Raw genomic sequence first — 12,117 nt, 5'->3', positions numbered from 1 at the left:
TTTAGCAGTAGTCTCTCTGCCGCTAGGAAGATGGGTGCTAGATGGGGGTAGAGCCCCTAGGAGCGTTCCGATCGGGGCAGGAGGCCGGCGCGTACACCATTGAGAATAATGAGTACCTCGGCCGCCTCGTGGATGGTTACTACCTCCGCCAGCCCCAGCACGCCGGTGATCGCCAGCGGCGGCAACGCCACCACAATAGCCAGCGCCAGGGCTAGGTTCGTGATCATGATGCGGTGCGCTCGGACGAGGTGCCGCAGCGCCGGGGGAAGCAACGTGAGGCTATGGCCGACGAAGGTGATATCGGCGCTTCGGCGGGCAATATCGGTGCCCGTGGCCCCCATGGCGATGCCAATGCGGGCGGCTGCAAGAGCCGGTGCATCATTGATGCCATCGCCCACCATCATCCAGTGCCGGGAATCTACCGCGGCATGCTTATCGGAGGGGCTGAGATCGCCCCGCACATCGGCAATACCCGCCGAGTGGGCAATAGCCTCGGCTGCCTCCTGGCGGTCGCCACTGAGCATCACCGTGCGCAGACCTTGGGCCTCGAGGGCGCGGACTGCCTCCGGCGCCTCCTCTCGCAGGGAATCGGCGAGTTCGATAATGCCGAGGGTCTCTCCCTCGCGGCGCACCTCCACCACGCTGGCGCCGCTGACCGTGGCGGTGACATCGCGTGCACGGCCCACGTAGATCTCCGTGCCATCGACGATGCCGTGCAGGCCCTCGCCGGGGGTCTCGCGCACATCCGTGGCCGGAGCGGGACTGATCCCCTGCTGCGCGGCCGCCTGCACGATGGCTCGGGCCAAGGGGTGCTCGCTGTGGTGCTCAATCGCGGCGGCGATGGCGAGTACTTGCTGAGACTCCGTACCGGGGGCGGCGTCGATGTGCACCACCTGGGGCCGACCCTGGGTGAGGGTGCCGGTTTTATCGAAGGCGACGGTGGTGATGCCATGGAAACGTTCGACGGTGGCGGCGTCCCGCACCGCACAGCCCATGCGGCTAGCCCGGCCCAGCGCGGCCAGAATGGTGATGGGCACGCAGATCGCGAGGGCGCAGGGCGAAGCCGCCACGAGCACCGTCAAGGCGCGCGGGATCCAGAGCCCAGGATCGCCGAAGATGCTGCCAATAACGCCCGTGGCGAGCGCCAGCAGCAGCACTCCAGGCACGAGCACGCCCGCAATACGGTCAGCAAGCCGCCCCGCCGCGCCCTTGCGGTCCTGGGCGGTGGTGGTTAGCTCCACGATGCTGGAGAGCGTATTCTTCGCGCCGGGAGAGGTCGCTTCCACTTCGAGGGAGCCATCGAGGGCGATAGAGCCGGCAATGACCTCCTCCCCTCCCCCAGCCATCACGGGCATGGGCTCGCCGGTAATGGCGGAGACATCCATGTGCGAGCGGCCGGTGTGGACCACACCATCGGTGGGCACGCGCTGCCCAGGTTTCACGTGAAACATTTCGCCGACGCCGAGCTCGCGGACGGGCACACGCCCGCGCTCGAGGGTCTCCACAGTCTCGGGTAGGAGTTTATCTATCGATTCCAGATCATCCCGCGCTTTATCCAGGGAGCGATCCTCGATGGCCTCAACCAGCGAATAGAGGAAGGCGAGGGTGGCTGCTTCTCCGGGGAAGCCGAGGAGAATCGCGCCGATAGCGGAGATCGTCATCAACAGCGCGACGCCCAGGCGGGCGCGGCCGCGGTTCTTAACGAAGGTTTTTAGCGCCCCAGGCACGAAGGTGGCTCCACCCAAGGTGATGCCGAGATAGTAGAACCAGGGGTGCACGAGGAAGCCAAGGATCATGGCGATTCCCGAACCAAGGGCTAATTGAATCTGACGATCGCGGTACCACGGGCCCTCGGTGTTCTCTCGCACCTCGCCGGATTCGCAGGAGCAACATGCGCTACTCATGGTTAGCCCCCGTCTCTACGAGGCAGGTCTCGCTCTCGTGCACGGTGAGTACCACCTGCGAGAGCTCGAGGAGTGCATGCTGCAATTGTGGACTGCTGATCTCATAACGCACCTTGCGGCCTTCGTGCTGGGCGCGAATGACCCCACAATCACTCAGGCAGTTGAGGTGATTAGAGACATTGGATCGTCCCGTTCCCAGCCGCTCGGCTAGCTCTGCGGGATAGTGGACGCCATCCATCATGGCAAGAAGAAGCGCTCGCCGAGTATCGCTGGCGAGCGCTGTGCCGATGCGCTTGAGTGCGTCGTTATGTGTTTCTTGGAAGCTCATGCCCCCGATAGTACACCAATGAATGAACTATAGACGCTGACCTTTAGGTCTCGTCCTGATTCTGAGAGCGGCGCAGCGCCGAACGCAGCTTATCGACGTCCACCTCGGGCTGCGGAGTTGCAGGCCCCGAGGCGTCCGCCTGGGCGGCAGCGGCGTCGGAAATCTTGCGGTTGGCGTCGATAATGGCCACTGTTTTGGCGCCGAGGGCGGCGCCGATGCCCAGCAGCGCGGCACTGGCTACGACAGCGGCGAGAACAAGCAGCCACATCCACCCTTGGGCGGAAAAGGCCAGCAGGGCGCCGATGCCCATGGCGAGGCCGGCGACCAGCCACACGGGGCCGGCCACCTTGTGGGCGGCGTTCCACATCTCCCGCGAGGTGCGGACCTCGGGTACGCGGATGCCGATGACGCCGTTGCCGGGCAGGTGCTGTGTCCATGCCAGGGCGCCGAGGACGAGAAGGGCAAGGGTGAGAATAAGCAAAATGATGCCGAGGACAGCCATGAATGACACTCTAAGCCATGGGTGGCGGTCGCGCGAAAAGCTCGGCGGCAATCATTCTCTGCCAGGGTGGAGCACTACCCTCCCCGAGCGGGTGGTTGTCGGCTATCTCTCAGCCGCAGATCGGGGAGCAAGGGTGGTAGGACGCCGTTGGTGCGGTAGATTGAGGCCTACGCACAGGCGTCTCCATTGTGTGGACGCGTGGTGTCTGGGCATCTGGACTATTCACCGTTCTGGCGCGGCCTGCGGGTATCTTGCGCCGAATCGCAACGCTCTGACCAGCGAGAATAGCTCAGATGCGGAGAAACCGCCACAACGGCTTCTGTTGGTGCGCAAGGTTAGTGAAATAACGTCACGTTACGAAAAAGAAAGTGGATTCTCATGAACACTGGACAGGCCACGATGGCCGCCCCGGAGAAAAAGAAAGGAGGCTTTCTCGGCTCGCTGCTGATGTGGATCATCGTCGCGATCGTCCTCGGTAGCGCTCTGAGTCTCGTGCTTCCCGATTGGCTGGCACGCATCTTCGTCACCTTCAACGGGCTCTTCGGAAACTTCCTCGGCTTCTTCATTCCCATTCTCATCTTCGCGCTCATCGCCCCCGCCATCGCGGGCATCGGACGCGGCGCGGGTAAGTGGCTCCTCGTGACCACCGCCATCGCCTATGCATCGACGGTGCTCTCCGGGTTCGCCGCCTATGGACTGAGCCGCGGGCTCTATCCCTCGCTGCTCTCCTCCGAGGCGCTGGGTGATGCCGTGGACATTGACGCCGGCGCCCTCGCCCCCTACTTCGAGGTAGAAATGCCGCCCTTGATGAATATCATGACGGCGCTTCTCTTGGCCTTCATCTTTGGCATCGGTATGACGGTGGTCAAGGCCGATACCGCCTATACGCTGGCGAAGGAGGTGGAAGAGATTGTGCAGCTCACCATTCGTAAGTTCGTGATTCCGCTGCTGCCCATCTTCATTTTCGGCATGTTCCTCTCCATGGGCAAGAACGGCAATATGCAAAAGACCATGACGATGTTCGCCGTCGTACTCATCCTGGCAATCGTGGCCACCTTGGTGTTGTTGCTGGTGCAATTCCTCATCGCGGGCGCTATCGCCGGCCGCAACCCGCTGCGCGCATGGAAGACGATGTTGCCTGCCTATTTCACCGCGCTGGGTACCTCCTCCTCGGCTGCCACCATCCCCGTCACGTACTCCTGCGCGCAGAAGAATGGTGTCTCCGCCAATGTGGCTGGCTTTGTGGTGCCGCTCTGCGCCACCATCCACCTCTCGGGCTCGATGATGAAGATCTCGCTCTTCGCCTTTGCCATCATGTTTATGGCGGGCACTCCGGTGAGTCCCGCACTCGCCTTCGGCTTCGTGCTCATGCTGGGTATCACCATGATCGCAGCGCCCGGCGTGCCTGGTGGCGCCATCATGGCCGCTTCTACTCTTCTGAGTTCCATGCTCGGCTTCACTGATGATCAGGTGGCGTTGATGATCGCCGCCTATATCGCCATCGATTCCTTCGGCACCGCATGTAATGTCACCGGCGACGGTGCTATCGCCATGATCGTCAATAAGCTCTCCGGCGGTCGGGGCGCAGAGAAGAAAACTGAACTAGAGGACGCTTAATACCGCATTCTCACGCCGTCCAGACTGTCCATTCGGATAGGTTCTGGGCGGTTTAGTGTATCTGCGGTTAGTAATTAAAAAAGCTGCACTTTGGGGTGAATGTTTCACGTGAAACATTCACCACACGCTCCCCCATCCCCGCAGGCGTGCCTAGCGTGGATGGCTGTGCGAAAGTGGCGAGACACACCGGCTACACTATGACGCATGACTAACTCGAGCGATGTACCCGCATATAGATACCGTGCCGGCCTTGCGGCCGACATTGAAAGCAAGTGGCAGAAGTATTGGGCTGATCACGGCACCTTCAATGCACCGAACCCTGTAGGTGAGTTGGCCGAAGAGGGCGGTCAGAACCTTCCTGAGGACAAACTCTTTGTGCAGGACATGTTCCCCTATCCCTCGGGCGTGGGCGTGCATGTGGGCCACCCGCTGGGCTATATCGCCACCGATGCGTTTGCTCGCTTTCATCGCAAGCTGGGTAAGAACGTGCTGCACGCTTTTGGCTATGACGCCTTTGGCCTGCCGGCTGAGCAGTACGCGGTGCAAACCGGGACGCACCCGCGCACGACCACCGAGGCCAATATTAAGAACATGTCCCGCCAGATCGGCCGTCTCGGCCTGGGGCACGATACACGCCGCAGTTTCGCTACCACGGATACGGACTTCTATCGCTGGACCCAGTGGATCTTCCTGACGATCTACGATTCCTGGTTCGATGAGCGGACAAATAAGGCGCGCCGTATCGGCGAGCTGATCCCTTTGCTCGAGTCCGGCGAGATCGCCACCCCCGAGCGCTATGGCCGCCCCTTTGTGGAGTTGAATGACGTCGAGCGGGCCGAGGTGATTGACGAGTTCCGTTTGGTCTATCGCTCGAACTCCACGGTCAATTGGTGTCCCGGCTTGGGCACTGTGCTGGCCAATGAGGAGGTCACCGCCGAGGGGCGCTCGGAGCGGGGTAACTTCCCAGTGTTCCGCAAGAATCTGCAGCAGTGGATGATGCGCATTACTGCTTATTCGGACCGCCTGATCGATGATCTGGATCTGCTGGATTGGCCGGAGAAGGTGAAGTCCATGCAGCGGAACTGGATCGGCCGCTCCCGCGGTGCCGAGGTGGACTTCCGCGCCGCCGGCCACACCATCACTGTGTTTACCACCCGCCCGGATACCCTCTTCGGCGCAAGCTATATGGTGCTCGCCCCCGAGCACGAGTTGGTGGACGAATTGCTCACCCACGCGCCCGAGAGCTATGAGGGCGTGGACGAGCGCTGGACCTTTGGTGCCGCCAGCCCTGCAGAGGCCGTGGCCGCCTATCGCTCCTCGATCGCCGCCAAGTCCGATCTGGAACGCCAGGAGAACAAGGACAAGACCGGTGTGTACCTCGGCGTGCAGGCCGTGAACCCTGTCTCCGGTGAAGAGATCCCCGTGTTTATCGGTGATTATGTGCTCACCGGCTATGGCACTGGGGCCATCATGTCCGTTCCGGCGCACGATGACCGCGACTATGAATTCGCCCAAGCCTTCGGTCTGCCCATTCGGGAGGTGGTGGCCGGTGGCGATATTTCCACGGCCGCCTTCACCGAGCCGGGGATCGCGGTGAACTCCGCCAATGAGGAAGGCCTGGACATCAACGGCCTAGGCAAGGAGGAGGCCGTCGCCACCACTATCGCCTGGCTGGAGCAGAAGGGCTATGGCCGCGAGAAGATCCAGTACAAGCTGCGCGATTGGCTCTTTGCCCGCCAGCGCTACTGGGGCGAGCCTTTCCCTATCGTCTATGACGACAAGGGTGTGGCCCACGCCCTGCCGGAGGAGATGCTACCCATCGAGCTGCCGGAGGTGGAGGACTATAAGCCGGTGTCCTTTGACCCGGACGATGCCGATTCCTCTCCGCACCCGCCGCTGGCTAAGGCCACTGACTGGGTGAATGTGGAGTTGGATTTGGGCGATGGGCTGCAGAGCTACACTCGCGATACCAATGTGATGCCCCAGTGGGCTGGTTCCTCCTGGTACCAGCTGCGCTATATCGATCCGAAGAACGAGGAGCAGTTCTGCAATATTGAGAACGAGCGCTACTGGACTGGCCCCCGCGAGGGCGCCCCGGGCGGCGGCGTGGATCTCTATGTGGGCGGCGTCGAGCACGCCGTGCTGCACCTGCTGTATTCCCGCTTCTGGCATAAGGTGCTCTTCGATCTCGGCTATGTGAGCTCCTGCGAGCCCTATCACCGCCTCTATAACCAAGGCTATATTCAGGCCTATGCCTACACCGATTCCCGTGGCGTGTACGTACCCGCCGCCGAGGTAGAGGAGAAGGATGGCGAGTTCTTCTACCAGGGCGAGAAGGTGACGCAGGAGTACGGCAAGATGGGCAAGTCCCTGAAGAACTCCGTCTCCCCGGACGATATGTGTGATGAGTACGGTGCCGATACCCTGCGCGTCTACGAGATGTCCATGGGCCCGCTGGATACGTCCCGCCCTTGGGCCACGAAGGACGTGGTGGGCGCCCACCGCTTCCTGCAGCGTCTGTGGCGGCTGGTGGTGGAGGAATCCACGGGTGAGTGCAGCGTCTCCGAACAGGAGCTTGACGACGCCACCCTCAAGGCCCTGCACCGCACCGTGGCGGGCGTGCGTGAGGACTATGAGAACCTACGCATGAACACCGTGGTGGCGAAGCTCATCGAGTACGTGAACTTTCTTACCAAGCACTACTCCTCCACTGCCACCCCGCGGGCGGCCGTGGAGCCGGCGGTGTCTATGCTCTCCCCGATCGCCCCGCATATCGCAGAGGAGCTGTGGAGTGTCCTCGGCCACGAGGAGAGCATCACCTATGAGCCCTTCCCCACCTGGGATGAGGCCTGGCTGAAGGACGATACCGTGGAGCTGCCGGTGCAGGTCAATGGCAAAGTTCGCGGCCGCATCCAAGCTCCGGTGGAGGCCGATCGCGAGGCCCTTGTGGAGTTGGCCGCAGCCGATGAGAAGGTGGCCGCGCATCTTGAGGGAAAGACTGTGGTGAAGCAGATCGTGATCCCGGGCAAGATGATCAATCTCGTGGTTAAGTAACCCACCGGCCGTGAACTACGCTGGGTGTATCTCTGACGCGGACACCCAGGAGGGCCCCATGACACTCGAGGAATCGATCGGTCAGGGGACCCAGGCCGCCCAGCCCGCACGTCCCAGTGGCCCCTGCCCTGGGCTCGTGTGGGCTGCGTTGGTTTGTCAGCTGCTCACCATCATCGCTGCAACCTTATTAAAAAGCGTATTTGTTATCGGCCACCTGTGGCAGCGCGAGGCGCACCGCCATCGCGGCGTGGAGCTCTTGCCACTGGATGATTTCTGGAATGCCCAGTCCGTCGTGGGCTCGCTCCTCAACGTGGCGGGCAATGTGGTGCTCTTCGCTCCGCTCGGCTTTGTGCTGGTGCTGCTGCTGCGCGGCCGCACCTATCCGGTACGCACGGCCACTCTCCTGAGTTTCGCGCTGAGCCTAGGCATCGAGATCGCCCAGTATGTACTCCGTCTGGGTTATAGCGATATCGATGATCTGCTCTATAACGCCCTGGGCGCTGTCCTAGGGGCATGGCTGGCCACTGTGTCGCCGCCGGTGGTGCAGCGCATCGTTGTGGCGGTGTGCCTACTCTTTATGCTCACCCTCATGCTGCTATACGGGCTCGGATCACGGCTCGGTAGTCCGGATGTGGTGGTGGCGAGCGCCGGCTGCTGGGCGCACTAACCTCGCTAGCTGGGGCGCTGCTGCTCTCAGGCCCAGTGTTGTACTATTAGGCACTCAGCTTTAGGTCGCGTCCGAGCGCGAGCCGAGGAAAAGAGAGGGAGCAGGTGAGCGAGAAGCCACGCCGGAGGGGACGACCCGGCAATAGCCGCGCGGATATCATTAGCGCCGCTGAGGAGCAGTTTCACCAACGCGGTATTGCGGAGACATCCATCAGCCAGATCTCGCACGCACTGAACATCACCAAGTCCGCGGTGTATCACCACGTGGCATCCAAGGGCGAGCTCATCGCCGCTGTGGCCGAGCGCGCCCAGCACACCTGCGCCAGCATTATCACCCTCGCCAAGGAGGGCGAGGATGATGGCCTAGACATTCTCAAGAACATGGTGTGGGAACTCACTGTGGCCCTCGCCGAGGATCGCGGCAGCCTCCGGCTCGCCGTGGCGGCCAGCGGCTCCGAGGAGCTGAGCGCACCCCTGCGGCAGGTGCGGCAGCAGCTACGCCAGGAACTCATCACGCATATCGACGCCGCCCGCGCCGCCCAGCGCCTCAGCTCCGCGCTGGAGCCGGGCGTGATCGCGGAGCTCATCATCACCAGCTGCGTGACCACCGCGGCCTGCTATGAAGGCGAGCCCGAGGACGCCGCCGATATGGCGTTGAGCTACGTATTCCAGGGTTTACGCGCCTAATCGAGGCCCGCGGCAATGGCCTCAGCGATGCGATCGATCACCGCGGAATCCGTGGCCTCGCCGCTGATGGTGACTGTCTCTCCGTGGCTGATGCCTAGGCCCATCACCATGAGCGCCGAGGCGGCATCGGCGTCGTTGATCGCGATTTCTCCTTCGGCCGTGGCGGCCATCTCGGCGATGAGCGCGGCGGGGCGGGCGTGCAGCCCAGCCTCGTCGGCCACGACGGCCGTGCGGCTATAGCCAGCGGTGGTATCCGCCGCGGCCTCCGGCTCGGCTGCCGCCGTGTCCTCCTGCGTGGGGGCACGGAAGCCATAGATAGCGTTGCGGGCCGCTGCCTCCACCCCGCGTAGATCCACGCCTTGTTGGGCGGCCACGGCTGCTGCGATACCGCCCTCCACCAAGGGCGCATCCACGAAGCAGATGGGCTCGTCCTCATGGAACTCGAGCAGCATCTCCACGGTCATGGTGGCTGAGCCGAGATCCGTGAGGATCAGCACCTCGCGGTCGGCGTCGCGCAGCTGGGTGACGGCCGACTCGATGCGGTCATAGGAGGTGCCAATGCCCCCATCGGCGGTGCCGCCCGCGGCGCGGATATCCACCTCGGAGGCCATCTGCCGCGCGAGATCGCGCAGCCCCTCGGCCAGCTGGGCCGAATGTGAGACAAAAACAAGGCCGACGGCCATGAGTTATTTGCCTTCCTGTGCGGCTGCGGCGGCCGCAGCGAGGAAGTAGGCCGAGGAGGTGGCGCCGGGATCCTTGTGTCCCTCGGAGCGCTCCCCCAGATAGGAGGCGCGGCCCTTGGTGGCCTTCATGGGGATCGTGGCCTCTGCGCCCTGCGCGGCCGCATCGGCGGCAGCCTGCAGTGCTGCGGCGGCATCGGCGCCCTCAGTGGCGGCGGCACGCGCGGCGGCCGCAGCCGAGGCCCACGCATCCACCATGGTCTTCTCCCCTTCCTCGGCCTTGCCGCGGGCCTGGATACCGGCGACGGCGGCCTCATACATCTCGGCGACGGCGGTGGCGTCGATCTGCTCCGGTGCCACCTTGGCCAGGCGCATGAAGGCGGTGCCGAGCAGTGGGCCCGAGGCGCCGCCCACGGTCGAGATCAGCGTGGCGGCCACCGTCTTGAATACCGCGGCGGGAGTGTCTGGGGTGGATTGCTTCAGCGTGGCGGATACCGCGCCGAAGCCACGGTCGAGGTTCTCGCCATGATCGGCGTCACCGATGGCGCGGTCGAGATCGGTCAGTTCCACGCGGTGAGCGGCGGCCTCGGCCACGCAGCGGTCGATCCACGCGAGAGCCCAATCGAGAGAGAGTTCAGCCATTATTCTCAAGCCTCCTTAGTGAGTAAAAGCGGGGGTGTGGGCGGGAGCGTCATAGAGCGCCAGCAGCTGCTCATCAACACGCATGAGCGAGATGGAAAAGCCCTGCATATCGAGGCTGGTGACGTAGTTGCCTACGAGCGAGCGCGATATAGTGACGTTCTGTTCAGTAAGTCGTTCAGCGAGACGGCGGTAGACAATATAGAGCTCCGAGAGGGGCGTGCCACCCATGCCGTTGACCAGTGCAATCACCTTCTCGCCGGCGGCGAGGGAGAGATCGGCGAGGATCGGGTCCAGCACCGCGTCGGTGAGTTCATCGGCGCTGCCGAAGGTGGTGGTGCGGCGGCCGGGCTCGCCATGAATGCCCACGCCGAGTTCCACATCGCCCTCCGCCAGCTCGAAGGAGGGCTGATCGGCATGCGGGACGTGGCAGGGGCTCAGGGCCACGCCCATGGAGCGCACCTGGGCCACGCAGGTTTCGGCCACGGCGACCACCTCGTCCAAGCTATCGCCGCGCTCGGCGGCGGCGCCGGTGATCTTTTCTACTAGCAGGGTGCCGGCCACACCGCGTCGACCAGCGGTGTAGAGCGAATCCTCCACCGCGACGTCATCATTAATCAGCACTTGCCGCACCTCGATATCGTCCAGCTCTGCGAGCTCGGCGGCGGTATCGAAATTGAGCACATCGCCGGTGTAGTTCTTCACCAAATACACCACACCTGCCCCGCGGTTGGCTTCCACGGTGGCGGCCTGGATGGGATCCGGTGTGGGCGAGGTAAATACCGCGCCGGGCACGGCGGCATCCAGCATGCCGGTGCCCACGAATCCGGCGTGGAGCGGCTCATGCCCCGAGCCGCCACCGGAGATCAGCCCGACCTTGCCCTCCTCCTTGCGCGTGGCAGCGGAGCGGGACACAAATAACGGCTCGGTGTGCATCTGCACATGCTCGGAGTGTGCTGCGGCGAATCCGGCGATGGACTCGGCGACATAATCATGGGGATCATTCATCAATTTCTTCATCTGACACCCTCCCTCTGGGGCTCGACGGTGAATGGAGTGACGCGAGTAGGTAGCCCTGTCATCCCCCAGCGTAGCGGAATCTGCCGTACCGACACCGCCGCCGTTTTTCGCCCCTCTTTATGGGGTGACCTGCATTGCTCCCCTACCCTACGGGAGCGTAGAATTGCTCCGCCGCGCCGCTGTTCAGCTCTGGCAGGAGGGGCACCAAAACAGATTGCGCCCCTCCACGGGCCGGTTAGCCACGGGCCCGCCGCACACCAGACAATCCTGATCGGCGCGACGGTAAACATAGACCTCGCCGCCGTGCGCATCCTCCCGCGCCGGCCGCCGCATGGCCTCGGGGGTGTGGGCGGGCAGCACGGTGTCGATCCAGCCCTTCTTTTCCCCATCACGCATGAGCTGGCAGAGATCCTGCGCAATGGCGTCCCGCTGCGCCGCCGTGAGCTCTCGGCCCGGGGTGAAAGGATCGATTCCCTGCCGGAAGAGCACTTCGGCGCGGTAGATATTACCCACCCCGGCATAGTATTTCTGGTCCATCAAGAGCGAGGCGATACTGCGGCGCGAGCGGGCGACGCGGCCGGCAAGCTCCTCCCAGTCTGAGTCCGCGCGCAAGGGATCTGCCCCCAGCCGGGCGATCGCCGCGGCCTGCTCCTCGGCGGTGATAAGCCGGCACCACTGGGGGCCGCGGAGCGTGGCGGCTATGTCCTCGTTCGCGATGCGCAGCCGAATCTGGCCCCAGTCGGCTTCGGGGGATTCGAAGTGAAACTTACCGATGAGCCCGAGGTGAATATGCACAATCGAGTCCGGTTGTGGGTTATCGATGTGGATAAAGAGGTGTTTGCCCCAGGCATCTGCGTGGTCGAAGCGGTGGCCGTCAAGCTGCGCCGCGGCGGCGGCAAAGCGCCCCTGTGGCGAGCTGACCTGCACGCTCTGCTCGGCGAAATGCTGGTTGAGCTGACGGGCGAGGCGGTGAATCACATGACCTTCGGGCATGGTGTTCTAGTGTAGGCCGCTCCATGA

11 protein-coding genes are annotated in these 12,117 nt (G+C 63.4%); 4 read left to right on the top strand and 7 right to left on the bottom strand.

Annotated features, from left to right (window positions below; genetic code table 11):
• Positions 1–56: 56 nt before the first annotated feature.
• The 3 genes from GBB18_RS05425 to GBB18_RS05415 are packed head-to-tail and all read right to left on the bottom strand — an operon-like array spanning position 57 to position 2,734.
• Entirely contained in the window at positions 57–1,904 is a 1,848-nt protein-coding gene (locus GBB18_RS05425) for a cation-translocating P-type ATPase (protein ID WP_151640996.1), read from the bottom strand.
• The gene (locus GBB18_RS05420; RefSeq protein ID WP_151640995.1) at positions 1,897–2,232 is read right to left on the bottom strand and encodes a helix-turn-helix transcriptional regulator; all 336 of its coding nucleotides are present in this window, start codon (positions 2,230–2,232) and stop codon (positions 1,897–1,899) included. Before GBB18_RS05420 ends, GBB18_RS05425 begins: the two co-directional genes overlap by 8 nt.
• A gap of 43 nt (positions 2,233–2,275) precedes the next feature.
• A complete protein-coding gene (locus GBB18_RS05415) occupies positions 2,276–2,734 on the bottom strand; it encodes an SdpI family protein (RefSeq protein WP_151549735.1) in 459 nt (152 codons plus the stop codon).
• A 378-nt stretch (positions 2,735–3,112) separates the two neighbouring features.
• Between GBB18_RS05415 and GBB18_RS05410 the strand changes: the two genes are divergently transcribed.
• From GBB18_RS05410 to GBB18_RS05395, 4 genes are all read left to right on the top strand, one after another.
• Positions 3,113–4,351 carry a dicarboxylate/amino acid:cation symporter gene (locus tag GBB18_RS05410; RefSeq protein ID WP_151529701.1) on the top strand — a complete coding sequence of 413 codons (1,239 nt, stop codon included), beginning with the start codon at positions 3,113–3,115 and terminating at the stop codon, positions 4,349–4,351.
• Positions 4,352–4,555: 204 nt separating this feature from the next.
• Positions 4,556–7,405, top strand: a complete 2,850-nt coding sequence (gene leuS, locus GBB18_RS05405; RefSeq protein WP_151640994.1) for a leucine--tRNA ligase — start codon at positions 4,556–4,558, stop codon at positions 7,403–7,405.
• A gap of 58 nt (positions 7,406–7,463) precedes the next feature.
• Entirely contained in the window at positions 7,464–8,072 is a 609-nt protein-coding gene (locus GBB18_RS05400; RefSeq protein ID WP_151640993.1) for a VanZ family protein, read from the top strand.
• Between the two features lie 104 nt (positions 8,073–8,176).
• Positions 8,177–8,758, top strand: coding sequence for a TetR/AcrR family transcriptional regulator (locus GBB18_RS05395; RefSeq protein ID WP_151640992.1), 582 nt, complete (start codon positions 8,177–8,179; stop codon positions 8,756–8,758).
• Here GBB18_RS05395 and dhaM read toward each other — a convergent pair.
• The 4 genes from dhaM to GBB18_RS05375 form a co-directional block, all read right to left on the bottom strand.
• On the bottom strand, positions 8,755–9,441 hold the full coding sequence (gene dhaM, locus GBB18_RS05390) for a dihydroxyacetone kinase phosphoryl donor subunit DhaM (protein ID WP_151640991.1): 687 nt from the start codon (positions 9,439–9,441) through the stop codon (positions 8,755–8,757). The genes GBB18_RS05395 and dhaM overlap by 4 nt on opposite strands.
• A 3-nt stretch (positions 9,442–9,444) precedes the next feature.
• A complete protein-coding gene (gene dhaL, locus GBB18_RS05385) occupies positions 9,445–10,080 on the bottom strand; it encodes a dihydroxyacetone kinase subunit DhaL (protein ID WP_151640990.1) in 636 nt (211 codons plus the stop codon).
• Between the two features lie 15 nt (positions 10,081–10,095).
• Complete coding sequence (gene dhaK / locus GBB18_RS05380; protein WP_151640989.1) at positions 10,096–11,097, bottom strand: dihydroxyacetone kinase subunit DhaK; 1,002 nt, start codon at positions 11,095–11,097, stop codon at positions 10,096–10,098.
• Between the two features lie 183 nt (positions 11,098–11,280).
• Positions 11,281–12,090: an Fpg/Nei family DNA glycosylase gene (locus tag GBB18_RS05375; RefSeq protein ID WP_151640988.1), complete on the bottom strand. Its 810-nt coding sequence runs from the start codon at positions 12,088–12,090 to the stop codon at positions 11,281–11,283.
• Between the last annotated feature and the right edge of the window lie 27 nt (positions 12,091–12,117).

The organism is Corynebacterium sp. 11A (genome assembly GCF_008930935.1).
GTDB lineage: Bacteria > Actinomycetota > Actinomycetes > Mycobacteriales > Mycobacteriaceae > Corynebacterium > Corynebacterium megadyptis.
The sequence above is the reverse complement of the archived record's forward strand: the minus strand, read 5'-3'. Positions and strand labels throughout refer to the sequence as shown.